Genomic DNA, 26326 nt, shown 5'->3' on the forward strand with positions numbered 1-26326 from the left:
GCTCACCGCACGTCCGAGATCAGGTGCGGCGGGTTGTGCGTGTAGGTGATCGACGGCGAACGCCCGACCGTGCCGCTTACCATCTCCAGCGCGTCGGCCAGCGTGGACGCGGCCCGGAAGCCCATGCGCTCCACCGCACGGCGGTCCGCGCCGACCCACACGACGTCGCCCACGTGGTCCATCGCGTGCGCCGCCCAGTACCACATGTAGAACGGGTGCACGCCGTGGTAGGCGTACGACGTGCGGTAGAGGTGGATGTACCACGGGTCGGTGGCGTACTGCTTCTCGAAGCGCTGCTCGATGGTCGCCGGGTCGGTCGACTCCGCCAGCACCTCCTCGAAGAAGTCGACGTAGCTCGGGTGGTGCAGCTGGCTGAACTCGTACGGCACCGGGTGGTAGAGGATGACCGCCCCGCCGGGGCGGACCACCGGCTTGTTGCGGTAGGAGTTGAAGAAGTAGCCGAGCCCCATGCAGGTGGCGAGGATGGGGTTCATCACCGCGTCGACGTTGTACGGGCAGAGGTACGGCACGCCCATGATGAGGACGTCGGACTGGCCCTGCACCTCGACCGCCTGCTGGCGGTAGACGTTCTCCAGCGTCTTCTCGTGCACCGCCTCGGTCTCACCGGCGTGCACACCGGTGATGCCGTAGGGCGCCTGCATCCCCTGGAAGATCTTCCGCTTCATCTTCGACGGGGCCAGCGCGAGCCCGCGCTTGGCTGCCAGCATGGTGGCCTGGTCGCGGACGTTCCACTCCCACTCGCGCTTGTTGAGGAACTCGTACGGCGCGGGGAACACGTCGTTGTTGAGCGTGGTCTCGATCGTGAAGATCTTCAGGTGGTCCTTCAGCAGCCGGCCCATCCGCCAGGCGGAGTGGTGCATGGCCGACTTCTTGTGGTCCATGAAGGACCGCGAGTGGACCATGGTCTTGCTGTTGTGGTGGTGGCGCAGCGAGCGGTAGGACGCCAGGCCGATCGGCACCGACTTGTGCCCGCCGTCCATCGGCACGATGTTGATGTTGACGTACACCAGCAGGTCGGACTGCGCCGCCCGCTTGTTGATCTCGACCTCTTCGCCCTGGTCGGTGGTCCCGATGAACTCGAGGTTGTCGGGGTCCTCGGCGTCGTGGTTGTAGAGCAGTCCGTCCGGCGCGAACGAGCGGTAGACCCGCTCGCCCAGGGCGTGCTTGAGCTCGCTCGGCGTCATCCGCCGGTGCAGGGCCAGCGCCGCGATGATCTGCACGTCGTCCACGCCGGCCTCGGCAGCCATCGTCAGCACCTGCTCGATGACCCGCTGCCGGATGTCCGGGCGCTTCATCGGGGGCAGCGGCAGCGACACGTCGTCGAAGGCGATGGTGAGCTTCATGCCCGGCCGCAGCAGCGCCCGCAGCGGCTCGGAGTTCTCCGGCTCCTCCAGGGCGTGTTTGATCGCCCCGTCGACGTCGCGCAACGCCGGCAGCGATTCCGGGGAATAGACCACCCGGGTGCCGAGCGGGAACTTCTCCAGCCGGAACCCTTCGCCCTCGTGGACGATGAGGGGTGGCGTACGGTCGTCGACCTCGAGTACGAATCCTGGTCGGCTCACCTGCTGCTCCTTAGGTCGAACGCCACCTTGACGGTCCCCAGCCGCCCGGCCGAGTGGGCATGGTCGAGCGCCTCCCGCCAACGGTAGAGGGGGTAACGGCCGCCGACCACGCCGTCCAACGGCGCGCTCGCGGCCAGGTCGAAGGCCCGGGCGAAGGCTTCGCGGCCCTGGGTGGCGTAGGTGCCCACGACCTCCAGCTCCCGGAACCACACCGGCGACAGGTCCGCTCCGGCGGCCGGCATGCCCGACAGCACCACCCGGCCGCCGGCCCGGGTGACCCGCAGAGTCGTGCTGAGGGAGTCCTTGCTGCCCACGGCGTCGATCGCGACGTCCACGCCGCCGAGCAGGAACTCACCGCTGCGGTCGGGGGAAAGCCGGAACGCCTGGGTGGCCCGGCGCACCCGGGCGGGCACCTCGTCGGGTGAGAGCACGTCGGTCGCGCCGAACGCCCTGGCCAGCTCGCGCTGCCGGGCGTGCTTGGCGACCACGCTGATCCGGCCCGCCGGGGTCAGCTCGCGCAGCGCCAGCGTGGCGAACAACCCGACCGCGCCGGCACCGGACACCAGCACCGACCCGCCGTCGGGCACCTGGGCCCGCATCGCGGTGTGCACCGCGCAGGCGATCGGCTCGACCAGCACTGCGCGCTCGTCGGACAGCCCGTCGGGTACGGCGTGCAGCTGGCTGCGGTGGGCCACCAGCTGACCGCCCCAGCCGCCTCCGGTGTCGGCGCAGTAGCCGGTCTGCAGGCCGGGAGAGACGTGCCCGACCGTGACCCGGTCGCACCGGTTGGTCTGCCCGTTAGCACACGACTGGCAGCGCTCCACCCCGCGGGCCGCGCAGGACAGCACCGGGTCGAGCACCACGCGGGTGCCGGCGGGCAGGTCCTCACAGTCGTCGACCAGCTCGCCGACCACCTCGTGGCCGGGCACGAACGGCATCGACACCAGGGCGGAGAAGTACATGCTGGTCTGCCCGAACAGCGCGCCGAGGTCGGAGCCGCAGATGCCGGACAGGATCGGCTTGACCCGCGCCCAGCCGGCGGCCACGCTGCGCGGCTCCGCACGGTTGACCAGCCGCACGGGTGCGGCCGGGCCGGTGAGGATGCCCGGAACCCGGCCACCGACCGCCCGGGCCGCGATGTAGCGAGGCATCGAGCGGTACATCTCCAACGCCAGCATCATGAGCTGCTCCCGGAGGTCGCGCCGGGCAGGGCCAGTCGGGACACCGAACTCGAGGTCTTCCACTCCTCCACCGGCCAGCGGCCCTTGCGGGCCTCCCGCCACAGGTGGACGTCGGGGCTGACCGCGACCGGGCGGCCGACCACGCGCAGCATCGGCAGGTCGGAGTGGCTGTCGGCGTAGGCGTACGACTTCGACAGGTCGAGGCCGCGCTGGGCGGCGTAGCGCTTCAGCCAGGCCGCCCGAGCCTCGCCCACCAGCGGCGGGCCGGACAGGAACCCGGTGCACCGGCCGCGGTCGTCGACGGCCAGGTCTGCCGCCACGATCTCGTCGAACAACGGCTCCAGCGGGCGGGTCAGCGGACGGATCGCGCCGGTGATGAGCACGGTGCGGTGCCCGGCCGCCTGGTGGGCGCGCACCCGGCGCAGGGCCGCGGCGGACACGCGTTCGAGCACGTGCTGGGACAGCGTCTCGTCGACGATGTGCTCCAGCTCGGCGAGGTCGGCCCCGGCGTAACGGCGGTAGACCGAGCGCAGGAAGCGGCCGCGGTCCTTGCGTTCGGCGTTCAGGAAACCGGGCAGCCGCCGCACCAGCGCGCCGAGCTCGCGGGCCCGGCCCTGCTGGTCCAGCTCGGGCATCCGCAGCCAGAGGTAGGTCTCCACGACGTTGGACGACAACAGCGTTCCGTCCATGTCGAACGCTGCCACGATGTCCTCACCCGCGGGCAGCTGCGACGCCACCGCGGGGGTGGAGCGGCCGCGCCGGCGGCGGATCACGTCGTACCTGCGCATCGCCTCGGTGACGGCCGGGCAGTGCACCTCGACGAAGTAGTGGTGCCAGTCGAAGTTGGTGATGTCGAAGGAGAAGTCCCGCTGGTCCTCCAGGTCGAGGCCGTTGTAGAGCGCGACGGTGCGGTCGTCGGTGAAGACCAGCTCGGTCTCGAGGTAGGGGCGGTACAGGTCGTGGTAGCGGCGCAGGAAGTCCAGCCGCCGCCGCTGCTGGTCGAGGTCTCGGGCGAGCTTGCGGACGCGTTCGCCGCGTGGTGCGTGGGTGATGAGGAAGTCGGCCGCCTTGTGGGCGCGTTCGCCGAGTGCGAGTGTGCGTTCGACCTGCTCACCGCCGGGGAACCGCCACGTCGGCAGCCGCACCGCGCCGCGTTCGCTCATGTCGAACGGGTGCGCGTCGAAGTACTCGTGGACGAGCTCGAACACCATTGCGAACGTGAGCGGGTTGCGCAGTCCCGACGTCACCTGGAAGTACGCCGGACTGCCCGGGTCGGGGCGCTCCGCCGCGGCCGCCAGGGTGGCGTTGACCACGTGGTCGACCGGCACGATGTCGCACTGGGAGTCCGGGCTCGCGGGGAACTCCGGCAGCTCACCCCGGCCGTAGGCCAGGATCAGCGGCTCGGCCATCTTGAAGCCCTCGATCCAGCCCGGGTGGGGGGTCTCGAGTGCGCTCTCGATGATGCTCGGCCGCATGATCGTGACCGGCAGCGGTGCGCCGACCTCCTCCACGACGCGTTCGCCCAGAGCCTTGGTGAACGTGTAGACGTCGGTCCAGCCGAGCGACCGTGCCCGCTCCCCGCCGGCCTCGACCAGCTTGGTGTCCACCCACTCCTTGCGGCGCCGCTCGGTGTCCTGGGCGGAGGTGATCGGCCCGGCCCGGCGGTGCTCCCGCTCGGCCTCCCGGCGCAGCTTGGAAAGGACGCCGGGCGCCCGCGAGGTCTCCTCGATCCGGTCGCGCATGGCCTGGCCCCAGCGGGCCTCGGTGCGCCAGTCGGCGGTGTGGTCGACCGGCCCCTCGGGGATCGCGCCGCGGCGGCGGCCGGAGACGTACGCCGTGGACACGTGGACGTAGTGGGCCTGGCTGCCGCTGTCGAGGATGCGGCGCAGCAGCATCTCGGTGCCGAGCACGTTGGTCTGGAACGCCTGGTGGATCGGCGGGTCGAACGACACGTCGCCGGCGCAGTGGATCACCACGTCGAGATCGCCCGGCAACTCCGGAACGTCGGACAGGTCGCCTTCGAGCACGCTCATCCGGGCGTCGAGCAGGGCCGCGGTGTCACCGTCGTACCGGGACCGGGCCTGTTCGAAAATCGGCTTGTTGAGCAGTTGCTCCATCCGTGCCCGCCCGGTCAGCGACCCCTTGGGGCGGACCAGTGCCACCACGTGGGTGCCCGGGAGGTCACGGAGGATGCGGTGCAGCAGTGCCTCGCCGACGAAGCCGGTGACGCCGGTGAGTAGCATCCGCTTCCCGTCGAGTCGCTCCCTGAGCCTCAACTCTTCCCCTCCGTCGACATGGTGATGACAGGTCCAGCGGGGTCCCCCGGGCTGGTTTCGCAACACCCTATCCGCACGCCCGCGGGCAACGGCCCAGCCCGTCCGGAAGTCGCTCGCGGATCGCGCGCTTCGCCCGTTCGCCGCACTCCAGGGTGCGTCGTGGTCACGCGACCGCGGCGAGCGCTTCCTCCAGGGTGAACGCACCCGCGTACAACGCCGTGCCGACGATGGCGCCCTCCACTCCGAGCGTGGTGAGGGCCGCGATCGCGCGCAGGTCGTCCAGGCTGGACACCCCGCCGGAGGCGACCACCGGCCGGTCCGTCGCCGCGCACACGGCGCGCAGTAGGTCGACGTTCGGGCCCTGCAGCATGCCGTCCTTGTTGACGTCGGTGACGACGTACCGTGCGCACCCTTCGGCGTCCAGCCGGGCGAGAGTCTCGAACAGGTCGCCGCCCTCCCTGGTCCAGCCGCGCGCGGCGAGGGTGCGGCCGCGTACGTCCAGGCCGACCGCCACCCGGTCGCCGTACTCGGCGATCGCGCGGGCACACCACTGCGGGTTCTCCAGCGCGGCGGTGCCCAGGTTGACCCGGGTGCAGCCGGTGCTCATCGCCCACGAGAGTGCGTCGTCGTCGCGCAGGCCACCGGACAGCTCCACCTGTACGTCGAGGCGGCCGATGATGTCGGCGAGCACGGCGCGGTTGTCGCCACGGCCGAACGCCGCGTCCAGGTCGACCAGGTGCACCCACTGCGCACCGGCCCGCTGCCAGGCCATGGCCGCCTCCAGCGGACTGCCGTACTGGCCGCCCGTGCCGGCCTTACCCTGCACCAACTGGACGGCCTGGCCGTCGACGACATCGACCGCGGGAAGCAACGCGAGGCTCATGGTCGCCGAGGCTACCGGCGGGCTGGTGACGGGCGTCGGGCGAGGTCAGCCCCTCGAGTCAGCCCCTCGAGTCAGCCCCTCGAGTCAGCGCAGGGTGGCGATCCAGTTGGCGAGCAGCGCGGCGCCCGCGTCCCCGGACTTCTCCGGGTGGAACTGCGTCGCGGCGAGCGGGCCGTTCTCCACCGCGGACACGAACCGGTCACCGTCGTACGGCGTCCACGTCACGGTCGGCTGGCGGAAACTCCCGGTGGCGTACAGCTCCCACTCGCGCACCGCGTAGGAGTGCACGAAGTAGAACCGCTCGCCGGCGATCCCGGCGAACAGCGCGGAGTCCTCCGGTGCCTCCACGACGTTCCAGCCCATGTGCGGGACGATCGGCGCCTTCAGGCGTTCGACCGTGCCCGGCCACTCCCCGCACCCCTCGGTCTCCACGCCGTGCTCGACCCCGCGTTCGAACAGGATCTGCATGCCGACGCAGATGCCGAGCACCGGGCGCCCACCGGCCAGCCGCCGGCCGATCACCTGGTCGCCCCGCACGGCGCGCAAACCCTTCATGCAGGCTTCGTACGCGCCCACGCCGGGCACCACGAGCCCGTCGGCCTCCGCGGCGGCGTCGAAGTCGTCGGTCACCTCCACCGCAGCGCCCGCGCGGTCCAGCGCCCGCTGCGCCGAGCGCAGGTTGCCCGAACCGTAGTCGAGCACCACGACCGACGGCCTGGCCGCGCTCACGATGTCGACTCCCGCAGCCCCGCCCACAGGAACACCCCGGCGAGTACGCCGAGGACCACCGTCAGCCAGATCGCTCGCTTCTGCTGCCGGCTCGCGATCATGCCTCCGACCAGCAGGCCGGCCAGCGCGAAGTAGACGTACTCCACTACAGCGCACCCCCCACTACAGCGCACCCTTCGTACTCGGAACGCCGCCCTCACGCGGGTCCAGCGCCACCGCGTCGCGCAACGCCCGCGCCAGCGCCTTGAACTGTGCTTCGACGATGTGGTGGGGATCGCGCCCGGCGAGCACCCGCACGTGCAGGCAGATCGCGGCGTGGAACGCGAGCGTCTCCAGGACGTGCCGGGTCAGCGAGCCGGTGAAGTGGCCGCCGATCATGGCGTACGCCTGACCCTCCGGCTCACCGGTGTGCACGCAGTACGGCCGCCCGGCCACGTCGACCACGACGTGCACCAGCGACTCGTCCAGCGGCACCGTCGCGTCGGCGAACCTGCGGATGCCGCGCTTGTCGCCGAGCGCCTGCCGGAACGCCTGTCCCAGCACGATCGCGGTGTCCTCGACGGTGTGGTGCACGTCGATGTCGACGTCGCCCTGCGCCCGGACGGTGAGGTCGAACAGCCCGTGCCGGCCGAGCTGGTCGAGCATGTGGTCGTAGAACGGCACCCCGGTCGACACGTCGACCCGGCCGCGACCGTCGAGGTCGAGCTCGACGACGACCTTGCTCTCCTTGGTCTCGCGTTCGATCCGCGCGCTGCGCGTCGGTTCGGTCACGCCGTCACCTCCTGCAGGGCGGCCCGGAAGGCCGCCATCTCCTGCTCGGTCCCGATCGACACCCGCAGCCAGCCGTCCGGCCCGGTCTCCCGGATGAGTACGCCGCGGTCCAGCAGGCCCTGCCAGACCGCGTGCCGGTCGGCGAACATGCCGAACAGCACGAAGTTGGCGTCGGAGTCGGCGACCCGGTATCCCTGCCCGCGCAGCCACTCCACGGTCTCGTCCCGCCGCGCCCGCAGCTCCTGCACGCGGGCGAGCAGCGAACCGGCGTGCCGCAGCGCCGCCCGCGCCACCGCCTGGGTCACCGCCGACAGGTGGTACGGCAGCCGCACGATCCGCAGCGCGTCCACCACCGCCGGATCGGCGGCGAGGTAGCCGAGCCGGCCACCTGCGAACGCGAACGCCTTCGACATGGTGCGGGTCACGACCAGCCGCGGGTGGACGGGCAGGAGGGTCAGCGCGCTCGGCGTGCCGTCGCGGCGGAACTCGCCGTACGCCTCGTCGACCACCACCATGCCCGGCGCGGCCGCGCAGATGCGCTCCACCACGTCCAGGGGCAGCGCGGTGCCGGTCGGGTTGTTCGGCGAGGCGAGCAGGATCACCGTGGGCCGATGCTGCTCGATCTGGGCGAGCGCGTGCTCGGCGTCGACGGTGAAGTCGTCGGCCCGGCGCCCGGTCACCCAGGTGGTGCAGGAGTCGCGGGCGTACTCGGGATACATGGAGTACGTCGGCGCGAACGACAGCGCCGTGCGGCCGGGCCCACCGAACGCCTGCAGGATCTGCAGCATCACCTCGTTGGAGCCGTTCGCCGCCCACACCTGCGCAGGGGTCAGGTCGTGGCCGAGGTAGTTCGCGAGGTCGGTGCGCAGCCCCAGCGCCTCCCGGTCGGGGTAGCGGTTGAGAGTACGCGCGGCCGCCGCCACCGAGGAGGCGATGTCGGCCACGACGTCCTCGTCCGGCGGGTAGGGGTTCTCGTTGACGTTGAGGATCACCGGCACGTCCAGCTGAGGGGCGCCGTAGGGCTCCTCCTCGCGCAGGTCGTCACGCAGCGGCAGGTCGGCGAGGGTCTGCCCCACTCAGATCACCTTCATTCAGATCACCTTCACCATGCCGACCAGGGTCTTGGTGACCTCCGGCGTACCGGCGACCAGGACCTCGAGCCCGCTGGAGGTGGTGACGAACTCGCTGGAGCCGCCCGCGGCATCGACCAGTGCGATGCCGGCCGCGACGTCCCAGATGTTGACGCCGAAGCCGAGGTAGCCCTCCTGCGCACCGAGCGCCACCGACAACAGCTCGCAGGCCGAGGAGCCGGTACGCCGGTAGTCGCGGGCCTGCTGCATCAGCTCGCCGAGGAACGTGTGCACCCGGGTGCGATGGTCCAGCACGCTCGGCAGGCCGATCCCGACCAGGGAGTCGGACAGATCGACCGCCGAGGACACCCGGGGCGTGCCGTCCCGGCCGAACACCTCCGCACCACCGGCCGCCGCCCAGTCGCCGTCGGCGGGCCGGACCACGGCGCCGGCCACGATCCGGCCGTCGCGTTCGACGCCCACGGACACGGCGTAGTCGCGGCGGCGGTGGACGAAGTTCATCGTGCCGTCCAGCGGGTCTACCAGCCAGCGCACCCCGCTGTCGCCGTCGTGCACCCCGGACTCCTCGGCCAGCACGGCGTCCCGGGGACGGGCGGCGCTCACCAGCCGGAGGATGGCGTTCTCGGCCGCCTTGTCGGCCGTGGTCACGAAGTCGGCGGCGTGCGCCTTGGTGTCGATCCGCAGCTCGCCGCCGCGCAGCTCACGCAGGATCGCGTGCGACCCGGCGTGGGCGGCGGCCAGCGCGAGGTCGCGAAGATCCTGGTCCAGGGATGCCGGATCCTCCGGCCGCCCGGGGTGTACCGGTCTGGTCATGACTGGCTCGATTCGTCGAGGTGGGCTGCAGCGCACTCGCCGGTGGGGCGGCGGGCCATCAGGCATACCCGTCGGACGCGGACCCGAACCGCGCCCGGACTGCCTGCCCGTGCGCGGGAAGATCCTCCGCCTCGGCCAGGGCGGTGACGTGCTTGGCCACCTCGCGCAGCGCGGCCTGGTCGTAGTCGACGACGTGCACCGCCTTGAGGTAGCTGCGTACCGAAAGCCCGGAGGAGTGGCAGGCGCAGCCGCCGGTCGGGAGCACGTGGTTGGAGCCTGCGCAGTAGTCGCCGAGCGAGACCGGCGACCAGGGCCCGACGAAGATCGCGCCGGCGTTGCGGACCCGCCCGGCCCACTCCCGGGCGTTCTCGGTGTGGATCTCCAGGTGCTCGGCGGCGTAGGCGTCGACGACCGCGAGCCCCTGCTCCAGGTCGTCGACCAGCACGATGCCGGACTGCTCACCGCTCAGTGCCTCGGTGATGCGCTGGACGTGCTTGGTGGCCGGCACCTGGTGGGCGAGCTCGCCCTCCACCGCCGCGGCGAGGTCCTCGCTGGGCGTGACCAGGACACTGGCGGCCACGGTGTCGTGCTCGGCCTGGCTGATCAGGTCGGCCGCGACGTAGGCGGGGTCGGCGGAGTCGTCGGCGAGGATCGCGATCTCGGTCGGCCCGGCCTCGGAGTCGATCCCGACCGTTCCCTTGACCAGGCGCTTGGCGGCGGTGGTGGTGATCCGGCCCGGGCCGGCCACGAAGTCGACCGGTCGGCACAACAACCGGCTGTCGTCGGCACCCGCCCCGGCCGGCACGCCGTAGGCGAACATCGCGACCGCGGCCACCCCCCCGGCGGCGTAGACCTCGTCCACGCCGAGCAGCTCCGCCACGGCCAGCACCGTCGGGTGCGGCAGGCCGCCGTACTCCTTCTGCGGCGAGGACGCCAGGGCCACCGACTCCACACCGGCGACCTGGGCAGGCACGACGTTCATCACCACGCTGGACGCAAGCGGAGCAACCCCGCCGGGAATGTAGACACCGACCCGCCGGAACGGAACGAGCCGCTGGGTCACCGTGCCGCCGGGGACCACCCGGACCTCGGTGTCGCGCTCCAGCTCTGCCTCACTGACCGCGCGGAGCCGGCGGATGGACTCCTCGAACGCCGCCCGCACGTCGGGATCGAGCTCCCGCAGTGCCTGCTCCAGGGCGGACTTCGGCACCCGGATGTCGGTAAGCTGCACGTCGTCCCACCGCGCGGCGTAGTCGCGCAGCGCCTCGACCCCGCGATGGCGCACGTCGGCGAGCGTCGGGCGGACGGCCTCCACGGCCGCCTCCACGTCGAACGGAGCACGCGGGACGAGAGCGCTGTAGTCGAGGCCTGCGCCGGTGTGGGCCAGGCCGCGCAGATCGATGCGACGGATCACCCCACCGAGTCTAGGGTCTGTCCTGCGGGTCAGGGCCGATGGGTGATCTGCTCTCGGTCTTGACTCTTACACCGGTGTCGGGCTTTAGCGTCGGGGCATGCAGATCGGGACATTCATCTCCATGACGGACGAGACGCTCGACCCGGCCGGCCTTGCCCGGGCGGTCGAGGAACGCGGATTCGAGTCGCTCTTCGTCCCCGAACACACCCACATCCCCGCCTCGCGGGAGACGCCGTACGAAGGTGGCGGCGAACTCCCCCGCGACTACTACCGCGTCCTGGACCCCGTTTCCACCCTCGCCACCGCCGCGGCGGTCACCACCACCCTTCGGCTGGGCACGGCGGTGAGCCTGGTCGCGCAGCACGACCCGATCGTGCTGGCCAAGCAGATCGCCACCCTCGACCACCTTTCCGGCGGCCGGATCGAGTTCGGCGCCGGCGCGGGCTGGAACCGCGAGGAGATGCGCAACCACGGCACCGACCCGCGCACCCGCGTCCGCCTGCTGCGCGAACGCCTGCTCGCCATCCGGGAGATCTGGACGCGTGAGCAGGCGGAGTTCCACGGCGAGTTCGTCGACTTCGACCCGATCTTCTCCTGGCCGAAGCCGGTACAGCGGCCGCACCCGCCGATCCTGCTCGGCGGCTGGGGACCGACCACGCTGGGCCGGGTGATCGACCACGCGGACGGGTGGCTCGCGCCGTTCGGGGCGAGCCCGGCCGACCTCGCCCCCGGGCTGCGGGCCCTGCGCGAACTGGCGAGTGACGCGGGCCGTCCGGAGCCGACGGTCACGGCGACGACCTTCGGAGAGGACCCGGCCGAGCTGGCGGGGTTCGCGGAGCTGGGAGTGCGCCGGGTGCTGCTCTTCCTGCCCGCGGACGAGCCGGCACAGGTGCTGCGCCGGCTGGACCGGCTGGCCGCGCTGCTACCGGAGGTGGCCGTCACGGCTTCGGCGACGAACCCGGCGTAGTCGGCGCGTTCTGCGCCGCATCGGCACGGAAGCGCACCGCGGGCATCTGCAAGGGTGGGAACGTGGCGAAGAAGAAGACTTCCCAGGGCACGCCCGCGGTGGTGGCGCTGCAGCGGGCCGGCGTGGCGCACACCGTCCATCCGTACGACCACGAGCACACCGAAGGCGGCCGGGCCGGAAAGGAACGGCCGCACTACGGCCTGGAGGCGGCCCAGGCGCTCGGCGTCCCGCCGGAACGGTTGTTCAAGACGCTGCTCGCCCAGGTCGACGGCGAACTCGCCGTGGCCGTGGTGCCCGTGAGCGCCTCGCTGGACCTCAAGGCGTTCGCCGCCGCGCTCGGGGACAAGCGCGCGCAACTGGCCGACCCGGCGGTCGCCGAGAAGGCCACCGGGTACGTGGTCGGCGGGATCAGCCCGCTCGGCCAGCGTCGCCGACTGCGCACGGTGATCGACGCCAGCGCGAAGGACCACGCGACGGTGTACGTGTCCGCGGGCCGGCGCGGCCTGCAGGTCGAGCTCGCACCCGCCGACCTGGTGGAACAGTGCGCAGCCGCCACCGCGCCGATCGCCACCTGATCCGGCGGCCGGAAGAGAACCACCCGGGGAACGACCAGCCGGGACACGTCGAGCGGAAAAGAGAAGGGACCCGCGGGCGACGGCCCGTGGGTCCCTTCGTACGTACGGACTTCCCAACGTGCAGGACTTCGGTACGTACAGAACTTCCGTACGTGCGGAACTCAGTCGACCAGCACCCGGAGGGTGAGGGTGCCGCCGTCGGCGTCGGTGGTGCCGGACATGCCGACCGCCTTCAGCACCTTGAGGTTGGCCCGGTCGTCCGCCGGCATGTTGGGGAGGTAGAGCTTCTCCAGCTTGTCCAGGTCGACGAACGCGCCGAACTGCGCCTTGTCCGCGCTCTCCACGGCCTTGGTGAAGGCGTCGTTGCTGCCCAGGTCGCCGCCCTTGACCAGTTCGTCGGCGTAGGCCTGGCTGGTCGCCACGGCAACCTGGTCCGAACCGGTGGCCTTGCCCAACTGGACGCCGGCGCCGGCGGCACCGAGCAGCTGGTCGATCTTCGGCAGCAGCTGCTTGGCCTTGGCGACGTCGGTGGTGGACCGGAAGCCGACCAGCGGAAGCTGCGGCGAGCCATCCTGGCCCGCCGACCCCTGCCCGGTCAGGCGTTCCATCCCCCGCTCGTCCATGGCAAGGGTGAACTCCTTGCCCAGCAGGGTGTTCAGGTCGGCCGGGATCCGGATTCCGAACTGGCTCTGCGCCGCCTGGACGAAGGAGTCCAGCTGCGCCGCCTGTCCGCTGGCCTCCAGCGTCTTGCGGAGGTCGGGCCAGCCCTTCTCCAGTGCGGGGCCCGCCCCGGACACCGACAGCGCCGCGACGGTGGTCGAGGGCAGCTCACCCAGCTTGATGCCGGCGCCCTGCAGGGACGGAACCTTCGCACCGCGCGTCTTGGCCACCAGCTGGACCGAATCGCTGGTGAAGCTCAGACCGCCGACGAGACGGCCCTGCGTCGACATCGTGGGCAGCTGGGCGGCCCGCTGCCCGGACAGCCTGCTCAGCTTGGGCAGGTCGGCCCAGAAGGACATGACCCCCTCGTCGATCTCGCCGACGTCACCCTTGAACGTCTCGTTGGCCGACAGCGGGTTGTCCTTCACCGAGGAGGCCAGCGCGTCGGCACGCGACTGCGAATCGGCGACCAGCATGTAGTTGTCGACGAACGCGTAGCCGGTCTCGTCGTTCTTTCCGCCGAGCTTCTTGATGCCGACCCGTGCCTTGTCCTCGTCCTTGATCTGGACCGCGGCGACGGTCTCGGTGTCCTTGCCGTCGGAGCCGGGCAGCACCGCCACGCCGGCCCGATCGCCGAGCCAGGGCTCGACGTCCTTGGCGTAGTCGGCGTTCCGCAGGTCGGGGTCGTCCTTCTTGATCGCGTCGAACAGCGCCTTGCGGAGGTCGTCGCCCTTCCCGACCCGCTTGCGCGCGTCGGGGAACTTGCGCACGACGTTGAAGATCGCGGCCTTCTGCTGCACAGACGGGTCGAGGTCGATCCGGAAGTAGGCGACCGCGTTGGCCGGCAGCACCTCCTCCGGCTGCGTTCCCCCGCCACCGATCCGGGCGAACGCCCACGCGCCGCCGCCGACGGCGAGAACGAGGACGGCCGCCAGCGCGGCGATCAGCCACCGGCGACCACCGCCGCCGCGGCGTTGGTCCTCGATCACCTCGGGTCCGCCCGGCCGGCCGGGCGTCCACGGAACGTCGCCGCCGCCCTGGCTACCGCCGGCGTAGCCACCGGCGGCACCAGCAGCACCGGCCTGTGCGGCATAGGGGCCCTGCCGGTCAGGCCCGCCCTGACCGGGCTGGTGTGCGTGCGGGGGTTGCGAGCCGTACGGAGACTGCTGCGACTGCTGGCCGTACTGACCTGGCCGGCCGTGCTGACCAGGCTGCTGACCCTGGGGACCCAGCGGACCTCGCGGCGGCTGCTGCCCTGGCCGGGCGTACTGACCAGGCGGCGGACCCTGGGGCGGCTGCTGCCCCGGCTGCCCCTGCTGTGACGCCGGCGGCCCGCCAGCAGGGCGCCACTGCGGCGACGCGCCCGCGCCGGGCGGCCCCTGGCGGTCGGGATCGCGAGGTGGCATGCGGTCGTCGGACATGAGGGCACCCCCGGAGGTGACGGAACCGAGGTCACGGAACTGAGGGACCTTGGCTGGATCTTGGAGACGAGAAACTCGGCCGGACGAACGTGGCCGATTCGGACGCCAAACTAGCGCATCGGCGCTTCGGGAGTCCGGATCCGGTCGCGCCGACTGTGGATAACTCGGGAAGGCTCGCCGTCACGGCCGGAGCCCAGCCAGACCAGCGGGATCACGGGCGCCAGCGCGGCAAGCGGCCAGCTCACCAGCACGCCGTAGGCATGCAACGAGAGCGGCGCCGACAGCGGGGTGCCCGGCGCGACGTGCGGGTCCCACGACCAGACCAGCGAGCCGTTGGCCACCAGGCTGCCGACCACGACCGCGGCGAACGCCGCCAGCATGCTGCCCGCCAGGAGTCCAACCACCGTGACCAGGCCGTGCCGCAGGAACACCGTGCCCAGCACCGTCCCGAGGACCAGCGAGGTGCCGGCGCCGAGCGCGGCGTACCAACCGTCCATCGAGACCAGCCGGGCGGCCTGTTCCTCGTCGTTCGGGAACGGCCCGAGCTCGGTCATGGTCATCGCCACGTGTGGCGAGGGGGCGGTCCACGCCCACACCAGCCCGACGATCGCACCCGCCGCGACCAGCACGGCGACGATCACCCAGAACGCGCGCCCGGCACCGGGCGCCCGGTCGGGCGGAGTCCGGGGGCCGGGAGGCGTGACGTCAGCCGGGTTCGTGGTGTTCACCGCCCCAGATCCTACGCACGCTTCCCCGGCAGCCCGTCAGTGCTCGGCGTCCCGGCGTACCGGCCTTCTCAGGAGCGGACACATCCCGGCCCGAGCAGTGCCTTGAGGTCGCCCATCAGCGCCGTGGACGGCGTGACCCGCCAGCGGTCCTCCAGCCTCATCACCATCGTCTTGGTCTCCGAGCGCAGATGGAGGTGGATCTGGGTCATCCCCGGGTGAGTGGAGAAGATCTCTTTCAGCCGGTCGACCACCGGTGGCGTGCACCGCTCGCGGGCCAGGGAGATCGCGAACGGCCCGGTCTGCTGGTCGCTGCTGATGTCGGGCACGGACAACTCCATCGCGATCAGCTGCGGCACGTCGTCGCGTCGGTCCAGGCGGCCCTTCACGACCACCACGGCATCCTCGGTGAGCTGCAGGGCGGTGAGCTGGTAGGTCGACGGGAAGAACATCACGTCGATGCCACCCTCGAGGTCCTCCAGGGTGACGATCGCCCACGGGTCGCCCCGCTTGGTCATCTTCCGGGTGATCGAGGTGATCAGCCCGCCGACGGTGACGATGGACCCGTCGGGACGGTCCTCGTCGGCGAGCAGGGTGCCGATGGTGCAGTCGGAGGCGTTCGTCAGCACGTGCTCGATACCGAAGAGCGGGTGGTCGGAGACGTACAGCCCGAGCATCTCCCGCTCGTGCGCGAGCAGTGTCTGCTTGTCCCACTCCCCGATCTCGGGCACCTGCGGCGACATGAGCGCGGCCACGTCGGCCTGGTCGTCGCCGCCGAAGCCGAACAGCGAGTCCTGGCCGATCGCCTCCTGGCGCTTCTGGTCGATGTAGTACTCCACCGCGTCCTCGTGCCACGCGACCAGCGCGCGGCGACGGTGGCCGAGGGAGTCGAACGCGCCCGCCTTGGCCAGCGACTCCAGCACCCGCTTGTTGCACACGGTGGCGGGGACCTTGGCCATGAAGTCGCTCGCGTCGGCGAACCGGCCCTTCGCCTCGCGTGCGGCGACGATCGCCTCCACGACGTTGGCGCCGACGTTGCGGATGGCGGTCAGCCCGAACCGGATGTCGGTGCCGACGGGGGTGAAGTTGGCCGCGGAGTCGTTCACGTCCGGTGGCAGCACCTTGATGCCCGAACGCCGGCAGGCGTTCAGGTAGATGGCCATCTTGTCCTTGTCGTCCTGCACCGAGGTGAGGAGCGCGGCCATGTACTCGGCCGGGTAGTTGGCCTTGAGGTAGGCGGTCCAGTACGACACCAGGCCGTACGCGGCGGTGTGCGCCTTGTTGAACGCGTAGTCGGAGAAGGGGACGAGGATGTCCCACAGCGTCTTGACGGCCGCGTCGGAGTAACCCCGGGAGCGCATGCCCTCGCTGAAGGGCCCGAACTCCTTGTCCAGGACCTCCTTCTTCTTCTTGCCCATCGCCTTGCGGAGCAGGTCGGCCTGTCCCAGCGAGTAGCCGGCGACCTTCTGGGCGAGCCGCTGCACCTGCTCCTGGTAGACGATCAGGCCGTACGTCGGGCCGAGGATCTCCTCACAGGCCTCCTCCAGCTCGGGGTGGATCGGCGTGATCTCCTGCTGGCCGTTCTTGCGGAGCGCGTAGTTGGTGTGGGAGTTGGCGCCCATCGGCCCGGGGCGGTAGAGCGCGCTGGCCGCGGAGATGTCCTCGAAGTTGTCCGGCCGCATCAGCCGCAGGAGCGAGCGCATCCCGGCGCCGTCCATCTGGAAGATGCCGAGGGTGTCGCCGCGGGCGAGGAGCTCGTACGTCGGCTTGTCGTCCAGCGGGAGCTTGAGCAGGTCGACCTTCTCGCCGCGGCTCATCTCGATGTTACGGACCGCGTCGTCCATGATGGTGAGGTTGCGCAGCCCGAGGAAGTCCATCTTCAGCAGGCCGAGCGTCTCGCAGGTCGGGTAGTCGAACTGCGTGATCACCGCGCCGTCGGCCTCGCGCTTCATCAGCGGCACGTGGTCGGCCAGCGGCTCGGCGGACATGATCACACCGGCCGCGTGCACGCCGGTCTGGCGGATCAGGCCTTCCAGGCCCTTCGCCGTGTCGATGACCTTCTTGACGTCGTGGTCCTGCTCGTAGAGCGCCCGGACCTCCCCCGCCTCACTGTGCCGGGGGTGGTTCTTGTCGAAGATCCCGGTGAGCGGGATGTCCTTGCCCATCACCGCCGGCGGCATCGCCTTGGTGATCTTGTCGCCGAGCGCGTACGGGTAGCCGAGGACCCGGGAGGAGTCCTTGATCGCGGCCTTCGCCTTGATCGTGCCGAAGGTCGCGATCTGGGCGACCTTGTCCTCGCCGTACTTCTCGGTGACGTAGCGGATGACCTCGCCCCGCCGGCGCTCGTCGAAGTCGATGTCGATGTCGGGCATCGAGACGCGTTCGGGGTTGAGGAACCGCTCGAACAGCAGTCCGTGCTGGAGCGGGTCGACGTCGGTGATGCCGAGCGCGTACGCCACCAGGCTGCCCGCCGCCGAACCACGGCCCGGGCCCACCGCGATCCCGTTGGTCTTGGCCCACATGATGAAGTCCGCGACGACCAGGAAGTACGACGGGAACCCCATCTGCATGATGATCCCGAGCTCGTACTCCACCTGCTTGCGGTAGGTCTCGTCGTACCCCTGCATGAACCGGCGGTCCATGCCCCGCCAGGTCTCCTCCCGCAGCCACGACTCCTCGGTGTGGCCCTCGGGGATCTCGAACTGCGGCATGAGGTTCTGGAACTCGAACATCCCCGCGGTGTCCACCCGCTCCGCGATCGCGAGCGTGGTGCGGCAGCCGGACTGCCAGGCCTCGGAGTCGTCCAGCGCCCGCATCTCCTCCGCGGACTTGAGGTAGTAGCCCGACCCCTCGAACTGGAAGGTCGGCGCGGCCAGCGTGGACGCGGTCTGGACGCACAACAGCGCGGCGTGCGCGGTCGACTCGTGCTCGTAGGTGTAGTGGGAGTCGTTGGTGACGACGTACTGCAGCCCGAGCTCGCCCGCGATCTTCTCCAGGCCACCCCGCGCGCGCTTGTCGATGTCGATGCCGTGGTCCATCAGCTCGACGAAGAAGTTCTCCCGGCCGAAGATGTCGCCGAAGTCGGCCGCGGCCTCCAGCGCCTCCTTCTCCTGACCGAGCCGGATGCGGGTGGAGATCTCCCCCGACGGGCAGCCGGTGGTGGCCATCAGGCCCTGGCTGTACTCCGCGAGCAGCTCACGGTCGATCCGGGGCTTGCGGAAGAAGCCCTCCATCGACGCCCGGGTCTGCAGCCGGAACAGGTTGTGCAGGCCGACCGCGTCCCGCGCCCAGATCGTCATGTGGGTGAACGCACCCGCGCCGGAGACGTCGTCGCCCTTCTGGTGCTGCTGCCCCCAGCGAACCGGCGCCTTGTGGTAGCGGGAGGTCGGGGCGACGTAGGCCTCCAGGCCGATGATCGGCGTGATCCCCGCCGCCGTGGCCCTGGTGAAGAAGTCGTACGCCCCATGCAGGTTGCCGTGGTCGGTGATCGCGACGGCCGGCATCTGGAGCCGCTGGGCCTCGGCGAACATGTCCTTGAGCTTCGCCGCGCCGTCGAGCATGGAGTACTCGGTGTGGACGTGCAGGTGGACGAACGAGTCCGACATCAGGGAGAAGCGCCTCCTGTCTGCGCCGACGCCGAAGGCGTTGGGCGCCGGCCGGGGGAAGAGCGGCGGCGCTTCGCCAACAAGTGAGAGTCCGACTCTATTGCCCTTGCACGTAAGGGCAACGCCGCCCCGCCGAAGAGTTCGTGATCAACCTCTGTTAAGCCGCGTCCCGATCATCCTTCGGCGCCGATCGGCCGCCGGACGATGATCAACGAGTCGTCGCGGCGCCACGCTCGGCAAGGTCGAGGGACTCCTCGATCACCGCCGTCATGATCCGGCGGAGACGCTTCGCGCCCAGTCTGGGCGCCCGGCGGGCCATGCCCGCCACGATCTCCGTCTCCCGGTCGGGGTCACGGCCGGCGCGCCCTCCGACCGGCTTCAGGTGCTGGACCTGCGCGGTCAGCCCGGCGCGGTACTCGAGCAGGGCGGCCAGGGCGGCGTCCACCTCGTCGATGGCGGCCCGGGCCTCGGGCAGCGAGGCGGGCAGCGGACGAGCGGTCAGGGCGGCGACCGGCTGGTCGGTCACGGATCGGTGCACCACTCCACGCTAGGTAGCCGGCAGCGCGGCGTTCAACATGGCGAGACGATCGTCTCGTCACGTGGACCGGTCGGATTCGGCGCGGGCCCGCTCCAGCGCCAGCGCGAGATCGTCGGGGTAGGGCGCCTCGAACGTCACCCACTCCCCCGTCGCCGGGTGCTCGAACCCCAGCCGCGCCGCGTGCAGCCACTGCCGGGTGAGCCCCAGCCGGGCGGCCAGCACCGGGTCGGCGCCGTAGGTCAGGTCGCCGACGCACGGGTGCCGGACGGCGCTCATGTGCACCCGGATCTGGTGGGTACGCCCGGTTTCCAGGTGCACCTCCAGCAACGACGCGTGCCGCAGCGCCTCCAGCGTCTCGTAGTGGGTCACCGACGGCTTCCCGTGCGCGACGACCGCCCACTTGTAGTCGTGGGTGGGATGCCGGTCGATCGGTGCGTCCACCGTGCCGCGACTCGGGTCCGGGTGGCCCTGGACGAGCGCGTGGTAGACCTTCTCCACCTCTCGTTCCTTGAACGCCCGCTTCAGCACGGTGTAGGCGTGCTCGGACTTCGCCACCACCATCAGGCCGCTGGTGCCCACGTCGAGCCGGTGCACCACGCCCTGGCGTTCGGCGGCACCGGAGGTGGTGATCCGGAACCCCGCGGCGGCCAGGTGGCCGATCACGGTCGGCCCCCGCCACCCCGGGCTGGGATGCGCCGCCACGCCGATCGGCTTGTCGACCACCACGATGTCGGCGTCGTCGTGGACGATCCGCATCCCCTCCACCCGGACGGGCGCGACGGGCTCCTTCGGGCGGGGAAGCTCGACCTCCAGCCAGGAGCCCGCGCTCACCCGCTCCGACTTCGGCACAGCCTCGCCGTCGACCCGGACCAGGCCGTTCTCGACCAGCTCGGCGGCCTTCGTCCGCGAGAGTCCGAAAAGGCGGCCGAGAGCCGCGTCCAGGCGTTCGCCCTCCAGGCCCTCCGGCACCGGCAGTCCACGCCGGTCCGCCGCTCCGGTGGCGGGCGTCGCGCTCACTCCGCCTTCCTCAGCGCCGGCCCGTCGGCCGCCACTCCCGGCGTGGGGGGTGGTTCGTGCGCCTGCCGGGCACTCGCGTCCGGGTTGTCGGCGTCGGTCTTGGCGCGGCCGGATTCCTCGACGGTGCCGTCCCAGCGCCGGCCACGCATCGCCAGCACGATGATCAGCGCTGCGGCCGCGCAGATGGAGGCGTCGGCGACGTTGAACACCGGCCAGTTGGGCAGCGCCAGGAAGTCGACCACGTGGCCGCGCAGGAACCCCGGCTCCCGGAAGATCCGGTCGGAGAGGTTGCCGAACGCCCCACCCAGCAAAAGCCCGAGTGCGATCGCCCACGGAGTGCTCCGCAGCGTGCGGGACAACCGGAGCACGACCACCACGACGGCCAGCGCGACCAGGGACAGGATGATCGTGTAGCCCTCCGCCAGGCCGAACGCGGCTCCGGAGTTGCGGACCAGCACCAGGGTCAGCAACCCGCCGGCCAGCCGGATGGGCTCCCGGTCGGTCAGCTGCGACATGGCGATGATCTTGGTCACGATGTCGACGGCCAGCACGACGATCGCCACCGCGGCGAAGAGCCCGAGCTGGCGGCGACGGCGGCGGTCTGCTGTGCTGGCGTCGTTCAGCGACGCTCTTCCCTCTGTTTGCATGACACGCACAGTGTCGCACGAGGGAATGCGAGCAACCGAGCCTTGCCTATGGGTTCGCCGCAGCCCTCGCACACGCCGTAGGTGCCGTCGTCGATCTTGGCCAGTGCCCGGCGGGTCTGGGCGAGCATGTCCCTGGTGTTGTTGGCGAGGGAGATCTCGTGCTCGCGCTCGAAAGTCTTCGAGCCGGTGTCGGCCTCGTCGTCCCCGGCGCCGTCCCCGCTGTCGCGCAGCAGGTCGGCGATGTCGGCGGCGGCGGAGTGCAGCTCGTCCTCCAGGCGGCCGACGTCTCCGGTCAGCTCCTGGTAGACCCCGTCCAGCTCCGCCGGCGTCCACGGCTTCTCGTCCGGACGGACCACCAGCCGCGCGGCCCGCCCGGCCACGTCGGCCGGCTCCAGGTCTGCCTGCTCCAGGTCGGTCCGCGGCCTGGGGGCTGCCTGCTCACCGGGCGTACCGGGCTCGGGTTCCGGCGGTCCCGCCTGCTCGGCCGAGGCCTTCTTCGGTGCCGACGCCTTCCCGCCCGAGGTGGCCTTCGTCGCGGAGGTGGCCTTCTTGCCGGATGCCGCCTTCTTCGCGGGCGCGGCCTTCTTGGCGGATGCCGCCTTCTTCGCCGACGTGGTCTTCTTCGCGGATGCCGTCTTCTTCGCCGACGTGGTTCTCTTCGCGGCTGTCGCGTTCCCGCCGGGCACGCCCGTCTCCTCGCCGGTGTCGCCTGCCTGCTTCACCACGTCGACCTCCGCCCTGCGCACGTACGGCGAGACCGTCCCGCACATCCTGCCAGTCCTGCCAGTGTGCACGCGTTGGCCGAGTCCGCACGCGTCCCACGACGTCCGAGGCCGGCCGGGTGCAGCTCCGGGTCCCGCCGACCGGACGAGGCCGGCGAAGCCCGGACGGAACGGGAAAGAACTCACCAGCAGGGACGAGACGGAACTCTGAGCTCCGGCGGCCACCACCCGGCGGTCGCCCTCGGCGCTCCCCGAGAACGCCGAAGGCCCCCGGGAGGAGTCCTGGGGGCCTTCGGTGCGTACGTGCAAAAACCGCGCTCGCTACAGCGAGGAGTCGTCGTCGTCCTCCAGAAGGGCGTTGAGCCGAGGGGTGCCGCCGGAGTTCATCCGGTCGCCACGCCCACCGCGCTCACGCTCCCGCTCGCCGCGCTCCTCCCGGTCACCGCCGGTCGCGAGCGCCGGCTTGTGGGAGTTGCCCGAACGCGGGCCGTTGCCCGACTCCAGGCCGTTCTCCAGGTTTCCCTGGCCCGCGAGAACCCGCAGCTGGCTCTCGAAGTAGGCCTTCAGACGGCTGCGGTACTGCCGCTCGTAGGTGCGCAGCTCGTCGACCTCACGCTGCAGCCGGGTCTTCTCCTTCTCCAGCTGGCCGAAGAGCTGGGTGCGGCGCTCGGCGGTGTCCCGGTCGAGCTGCTCCGACTTCGACCGCGCCTCCGACTCCAGCCTGCTGGCGAGCCCGCGGGCTTCGTTCTCCAGTCGCTCGGCCCGTGCCCGGGCGTCGCTCAGGATCCGGTTGCCCTGCTCCTTGCTCTCCGCGACGAGCTGGTCGGCGTTCTGGGTCGCGATCTCCAGCAGGCGGGCGGCGGCGCTGGACGCCTCGGCGATGCTGGAGGGGCCAGGCTGTGGCGCCGCCTGCCGGACCGGGGGCTGCGGCTCAGGCTGCTCGGGCTTGCCGTAGCCGCTGTCCCGCCCGCTGTCGCGGCCGCGGTCAGCGTTACCACGACCCGCGGAGGCGAGCTTCTGCCGAAGGTCCTCGTTCTCGTGGTTGAGGCGTTCGAGTTCGGACTCGACTTCGTCGAGGAACTGGTCCACCTCTCCCATGTCGTAACCCTCCCGCAAACGGACGGGCGTGAAGCGCTTGTTGCGCACGTCCTCGGGTGTCAACGGCATGACCTCACCTCAGGCTCGCAGGGCTCGACTTACGTGGATATCGGAGCAACCGTACCCGGTTTGGGTGACAAAGACCGAGGGGGCTCCGGAAACTACCTGTTCGGCACGATCCGGTCACCGACCGAACGGACGAACGGACCGATCGGGGGGCGGATCACCAGCAGATCACCGGACGGCGCCGGACATACCGGCGCCGGTTGGTGGTCACCCGCCGAAGATCGCCAGGACCAGTGCCTGCAGGACGTAGATGATCACGATCAGCAGCAGGAACGACAGGTCCAGGGCGAAGCCACCCAGCCGAAGGGGCGGGATGACCTTGCGAAGGGCCTTCAGCGGAGGGTCGGTGACGGTGTAGACGCCCTCGAGGATGACGAGCAGCACTCCGCGCGGCTCCCAGGAGCGGGCGAAGAACTGCACCCAGTCCACCACCAGCCGCACGAAGAGCAACACGAGGAAGATCCATAGTACGGAGTACAGGATCTGGCCGATGATCTGCACGAACACTCCTTTGGGGGCCTTGCCGCCGGATCTCGAGCCTATCCCGCCGGCTCCTCGCCACGGCCCGGCCGACCCTCCGGGATCACCCGGGCAGACCCCTGAGGTCACGCGGGCGCGACGCGCGCCCAGGGGTCCGGTGCAGGGGCTCAGCTCTGGTTGAAGAAACCCGCCTCGGCCATGCGCTCCTTGTCCTCGGCCCTGACCTTCACGTTGACCGGGGAGAGCAGGAAGACCTTGGCCGTCACGCGTTCGATGCTCCCGCGCAGCCCGAAGATCAGACCGGCCGCGAAGTCGACCAGACGCTTGGCGTCGGAGTCGTCCATCCCGGTGAGGTTCATGATCACCGGCGTACCGTCACGGAAGTGCTCGCCGATCAGCCGGGCGTCGTTGTAGGTACGGGGGTGCAGTGTCGTGATGCGTGACATCTCCACCTCCGGTGCCGCCTGGACCTGACGTCGGTCGGGGAATGCTGCCACGGTGCCGCCCTTGTCCTCGTCGATCTCGGCCGGCGACGGGGTAGCCGGACGGGTGCCCCGAGCCTCCCGTTCGCGGTCCTCACCGTCGTCGATGTAGTCGCCCTCGTAGGCTCCGTCGTAGTCCTCTTCGTAACGGCCCTGGTCTTCTACGAGACCGAGGTACACCGCGACCTTGCGCATCGCGCCTGCCATGTGAACCTCTCGCCTTCTGCTGTCAGCTGCGCCGGGCCGAGCATGCAGCCCCGTCCGGCGTTGACGCTACCTGTCGTTACCGCGCTCACCTAGTAACCGACGCCCAAGCCGTACGTGTGTCGCGCCATGGGCGATCGCGTCCTCGAGGTCCGCGCTCATTCCTGCGGAGACCCAGGTGGCCTCCGGATGCTTCGTGCGTACCTCGGCGGCGGTCTCCGCCAGCCGGGCGAACGCCGGTGCCGGTGGCGTACCCAACGGCGCGACCGCCATCACTCCGCCGAGCACCAGTTCGGGCGCCGCCGCCACGGCGTCGGCCACCTCGGCCACCTGGTCCGGAGGCACTCCGCCCCGTCCGCCGGCACCCGGCTGGGCGGCGTCGCCGAGGTCGACCTGGACCAGGCACCGCAGCGGCTGCTCACGGCCGGCGGCCGCCCGCCGCAGCGCACCGACCAGCCGAACCCGGTCGACGGAGTGGACCACCGCGGCGTACTCCGCCACCGCCCGCGCCTTGTTGGCCTGAAGCTGACCGACGAAGTGCCAGGTCAGCTTCGGATCCGCCACCTCGGCCACCTTCTGCTGCGCTTCCTGGTGGCGGTTCTCGCCGAAGTCACGGACACCGAGCTCGGCGAGCAGGCGTACGTCGTCGGCCGGGAAGGTCTTGGTGACCGCGATCAGCGTCACCTCCCCCGGTGACCGACCGGCACGCTCGCAGGCCCGTTCGATCTGGGCCCGGACGGCCGCGAGGTTGGCGGCGAGCTGAGCCCGGCGCTCGTCGCTGCCCGGACTCAACCGCCCGCACCCGGTCCGTGGAGAACCGACCGCCCGCTCACTTCAGGAAGTCTGGAACGTCGAGTTCGTCGTCGTCGATCGGGCGGCGGGCCGGCCGCGGCGCCGACGTCGGCGAAGCCTGAGCGCCCTGAGTGCTCTGGCCGTTGGAGCCGTTGGCCGCACCACCGGACGTACCCCCCGCACCGGACTCCCCCGGGCGGGCGCCGCCGAGCAGGCGCTGGCGAAGCTCCTGGGTCTGTGCGGCGAGGTCGGCCTGGCCAGACGACGAGTTCGACGACGTGCCCTGCGACTGCGCCGGCTGTGACTGCGGCTGCGACTGCGACTGTGCCGGCTGGGCCTGGGGGGCCGGCGGCGACTGCGCCGGAGCGGGCGGGAAGGACTGGCCGGGAGCCGACTGGCCGGAGCCGGCGTTGCCGGCGAAGCCCGTGCCGGCCGGCGTGCTCTGCTGCTGCTCGCCCGAGGGGGCGGACTGCTGCGGCCGGCCGAGCTCGCCGGGCCTGCGTCCCGCGGGGGGCGGCGGGACCGCCTGGCTCGCGCCGTTGCCCGCGGACGCCTCCTGCGCTCCGCGACGGCGGGGCATCCCGCCGTCGAAGCCGGCGGCGATGACGGTGACCCGCACCTCGTCGCCCAGACCGTCGTCGATGACCGCACCGAAGATGATGTTCGACTCCGCGTGCGCAGCGCTGGAGACCAGCTGGGCGGCCTCGTTGATCTCGAACAGCCCGAGGTCGGAGCCACCCGCGATGGACAGCAGGACGCCGTGCGCACCGTCGATGGAGGCCTCGAGCAACGGACTCGATATCGCCATCTCGGCCGCGGCTACAGAGCGGTTCTCACCTCGCGCGGAGCCGATACCCATCAGGGCCGAACCGGCGTTGGACATCACGCTCTTGACGTCGGCGAAGTCGAGGTTGATCAGGCCGGGCGTGGTGATCAGGTCGGTGATGCCGGAGACACCTTGGAGCAGCACCTGGTCGGCCTGCTTGAACGCGTCCAGCACGCTCACCTGCCGGTCGCTGATCGACAGCAGCCGGTCGTTGGGAATCACGATCAGGGTGTCAACTTCGTCGCGCAGGGCGTTGATGCCCTCCTCGGCCTGGCTGGCCCGCTTCTTGCCCTCGAAGGCGAACGGGCGGGTCACGACGCCGATGGTGAGTGCGCCGAGCGAGCGCGCGATCCGCGCGACGACCGGCGCGCCGCCGGTGCCGGTGCCACCGCCCTCGCCGGCGGTGACGAACACCATGTCGGCGCCCTTGAGCACTTCCTCGATGTCCTCGGCGTGGTCCTCGGCCGCCTTGTTGCCGACGTCGGGCTGCGCCCCCGCGCCAAGCCCGCGGGTCAACTCCCGCCCGATGTCCAGCTTGACGTCGGCATCGCTCATGAGGAGCGCCTGCGCGTCGGTGTTGATCGCGATGAACTCGACGCCCTTGAGGCCGACCTCGATCATTCGGTTGACCGCGTTCACACCCCCGCCGCCGATACCGACGACCTTGATGACCGCTAGGTAGTTCTGCGGTGCCGCCACGACGCTCGCCCTCTCGGTAGACATTCTTCCCCGGCCCGGAAAGGCAACTTCAACCATCAAC

At 71.0% G+C, this 26326-nt stretch carries 25 protein-coding genes; 3 read left to right on the plus strand and 22 right to left on the minus strand.

Annotation, left to right across the window (positions count from 1 at the left end; translation table 11 throughout):
- Nucleotides 1–2: 2 nt before the first annotated feature.
- The 10 genes from ABZV93_RS09500 to hisD all read right to left on the minus strand — a co-directional run bounded on the left by ABZV93_RS09500 (nt 3) and on the right by hisD (nt 10729).
- Entirely contained in the window at nt 3–1583 is a 1581-nt protein-coding gene (locus ABZV93_RS09500; protein ID WP_354932832.1) for a lactate racemase domain-containing protein, read from the minus strand.
- A complete protein-coding gene (locus ABZV93_RS09505) occupies nt 1580–2764 on the minus strand; it encodes a zinc-binding dehydrogenase (RefSeq protein WP_354932834.1) in 1185 nt (394 codons plus the stop codon). The genes ABZV93_RS09500 and ABZV93_RS09505 overlap by 4 nt, the downstream gene beginning before the upstream one ends.
- Nucleotides 2761–5007: an HAD-IB family hydrolase gene (locus ABZV93_RS09510; protein WP_354932836.1), complete on the minus strand. Its 2247-nt coding sequence runs from the start codon at nt 5005–5007 to the stop codon at nt 2761–2763. Before ABZV93_RS09510 ends, ABZV93_RS09505 begins: the two co-directional genes overlap by 4 nt.
- A 196-nt stretch (nt 5008–5203) precedes the next feature.
- A complete protein-coding gene (gene priA, locus ABZV93_RS09515; protein WP_354932838.1) occupies nt 5204–5923 on the minus strand; it encodes a bifunctional 1-(5-phosphoribosyl)-5-((5-phosphoribosylamino)methylideneamino)imidazole-4-carboxamide isomerase/phosphoribosylanthranilate isomerase PriA in 720 nt (239 codons plus the stop codon).
- Nucleotides 5924–6007: 84 nt separating this feature from the next.
- Complete coding sequence (gene hisH, locus ABZV93_RS09520) at nt 6008–6652, minus strand: imidazole glycerol phosphate synthase subunit HisH (protein WP_354932840.1); 645 nt, start codon at nt 6650–6652, stop codon at nt 6008–6010.
- Nucleotides 6649–6798: a hypothetical protein gene (locus ABZV93_RS09525; protein ID WP_354932842.1), complete on the minus strand. Its 150-nt coding sequence runs from the start codon at nt 6796–6798 to the stop codon at nt 6649–6651. The genes hisH and ABZV93_RS09525 overlap by 4 nt, the downstream gene beginning before the upstream one ends.
- A 16-nt stretch (nt 6799–6814) precedes the next feature.
- Complete coding sequence (gene hisB, locus ABZV93_RS09530) at nt 6815–7423, minus strand: imidazoleglycerol-phosphate dehydratase HisB (RefSeq protein ID WP_354932844.1); 609 nt, start codon at nt 7421–7423, stop codon at nt 6815–6817.
- Nucleotides 7420–8499 carry a histidinol-phosphate transaminase gene (locus ABZV93_RS09535; RefSeq protein WP_354932846.1) on the minus strand — a complete coding sequence of 360 codons (1080 nt, stop codon included), beginning with the start codon at nt 8497–8499 and terminating at the stop codon, nt 7420–7422. The genes hisB and ABZV93_RS09535 overlap by 4 nt, the downstream gene beginning before the upstream one ends.
- A 15-nt stretch (nt 8500–8514) precedes the next feature.
- Nucleotides 8515–9327: an inositol monophosphatase family protein gene (locus ABZV93_RS09540; protein ID WP_354932848.1), complete on the minus strand. Its 813-nt coding sequence runs from the start codon at nt 9325–9327 to the stop codon at nt 8515–8517.
- Between the two features lie 58 nt (nt 9328–9385).
- Nucleotides 9386–10729, minus strand: coding sequence for a histidinol dehydrogenase (gene hisD, locus ABZV93_RS09545; RefSeq protein ID WP_354933326.1), 1344 nt, complete (start codon nt 10727–10729; stop codon nt 9386–9388).
- Nucleotides 10730–10838: 109 nt separating this feature from the next.
- On the opposite strand from hisD, the gene ABZV93_RS09550 reads away from it, so the two are divergent.
- Nucleotides 10839–11708, plus strand: a complete 870-nt coding sequence (locus tag ABZV93_RS09550) for an LLM class F420-dependent oxidoreductase (protein ID WP_354932850.1) — start codon at nt 10839–10841, stop codon at nt 11706–11708.
- Between the two features lie 62 nt (nt 11709–11770).
- Nucleotides 11771–12283: a Cys-tRNA(Pro) deacylase gene (gene ybaK, locus ABZV93_RS09555; protein ID WP_354932852.1), complete on the plus strand. Its 513-nt coding sequence runs from the start codon at nt 11771–11773 to the stop codon at nt 12281–12283.
- A 161-nt stretch (nt 12284–12444) separates the two neighbouring features.
- On the opposite strand, the gene ABZV93_RS09560 is transcribed toward ybaK, so the two are convergent.
- The gene (locus ABZV93_RS09560; RefSeq protein ID WP_354932854.1) at nt 12445–13932 is read right to left on the minus strand and encodes a DUF3352 domain-containing protein; all 1488 of its coding nucleotides are present in this window, start codon (nt 13930–13932) and stop codon (nt 12445–12447) included.
- Nucleotides 13933–14079: 147 nt separating this feature from the next.
- Between ABZV93_RS09560 and ABZV93_RS09565 the strand changes: the two genes are divergently transcribed.
- Nucleotides 14080–14265 (plus strand): hypothetical protein, encoded by a 186-nt coding sequence (locus ABZV93_RS09565; protein ID WP_354932856.1) that lies wholly within the window; start codon nt 14080–14082, stop codon nt 14263–14265.
- 209 nt (nt 14266–14474) lie between these two features.
- On the opposite strand, the gene ABZV93_RS09570 is transcribed toward ABZV93_RS09565, so the two are convergent.
- The 11 genes from ABZV93_RS09570 to ftsZ all read right to left on the minus strand — a co-directional run bounded on the left by ABZV93_RS09570 (nt 14475) and on the right by ftsZ (nt 26265).
- Nucleotides 14475–15092, minus strand: a complete 618-nt coding sequence (locus ABZV93_RS09570; RefSeq protein WP_354932858.1) for a hypothetical protein — start codon at nt 15090–15092, stop codon at nt 14475–14477.
- A gap of 68 nt (nt 15093–15160) precedes the next feature.
- A complete protein-coding gene (gene dnaE / locus ABZV93_RS09575; RefSeq protein ID WP_354932860.1) occupies nt 15161–18694 on the minus strand; it encodes a DNA polymerase III subunit alpha in 3534 nt (1177 codons plus the stop codon).
- Between the two features lie 208 nt (nt 18695–18902).
- Nucleotides 18903–19232 (minus strand): chorismate mutase, encoded by a 330-nt coding sequence (locus ABZV93_RS09580; RefSeq protein ID WP_354932861.1) that lies wholly within the window; start codon nt 19230–19232, stop codon nt 18903–18905.
- Nucleotides 19233–19289: 57 nt separating this feature from the next.
- Nucleotides 19290–20249 (minus strand): RluA family pseudouridine synthase, encoded by a 960-nt coding sequence (locus ABZV93_RS09585; protein WP_354932863.1) that lies wholly within the window; start codon nt 20247–20249, stop codon nt 19290–19292.
- The gene (gene lspA, locus ABZV93_RS09590; protein ID WP_354932865.1) at nt 20246–20896 is read right to left on the minus strand and encodes a signal peptidase II; all 651 of its coding nucleotides are present in this window, start codon (nt 20894–20896) and stop codon (nt 20246–20248) included. Before lspA ends, ABZV93_RS09585 begins: the two co-directional genes overlap by 4 nt.
- Complete coding sequence (locus ABZV93_RS09595) at nt 20869–21666, minus strand: TraR/DksA C4-type zinc finger protein (RefSeq protein ID WP_354932867.1); 798 nt, start codon at nt 21664–21666, stop codon at nt 20869–20871. The genes lspA and ABZV93_RS09595 overlap by 28 nt, the downstream gene beginning before the upstream one ends.
- 273 nt (nt 21667–21939) lie before the next feature.
- On the minus strand, nt 21940–22785 hold the full coding sequence (locus tag ABZV93_RS09600; protein ID WP_354932869.1) for a DivIVA domain-containing protein: 846 nt from the start codon (nt 22783–22785) through the stop codon (nt 21940–21942).
- 204 nt (nt 22786–22989) lie between these two features.
- Nucleotides 22990–23283 (minus strand): YggT family protein, encoded by a 294-nt coding sequence (locus ABZV93_RS09605; RefSeq protein WP_354932871.1) that lies wholly within the window; start codon nt 23281–23283, stop codon nt 22990–22992.
- Between the two features lie 146 nt (nt 23284–23429).
- Nucleotides 23430–23951 (minus strand): cell division protein SepF, encoded by a 522-nt coding sequence (gene sepF / locus ABZV93_RS09610; RefSeq protein WP_354932873.1) that lies wholly within the window; start codon nt 23949–23951, stop codon nt 23430–23432.
- 66 nt (nt 23952–24017) lie between these two features.
- Nucleotides 24018–24740, minus strand: coding sequence for a YggS family pyridoxal phosphate-dependent enzyme (locus ABZV93_RS09615; protein ID WP_354932875.1), 723 nt, complete (start codon nt 24738–24740; stop codon nt 24018–24020).
- A 37-nt stretch (nt 24741–24777) separates the two neighbouring features.
- Nucleotides 24778–26265, minus strand: coding sequence for a cell division protein FtsZ (ftsZ, locus tag ABZV93_RS09620; RefSeq protein ID WP_354933328.1), 1488 nt, complete (start codon nt 26263–26265; stop codon nt 24778–24780).
- Nucleotides 26266–26326 lie beyond the last annotated feature (61 nt).

Origin of the sequence: Actinopolymorpha sp. NPDC004070 (genome assembly GCF_040610475.1) — a bacterium.
GTDB lineage: Bacteria > Actinomycetota > Actinomycetes > Propionibacteriales > Actinopolymorphaceae > Actinopolymorpha.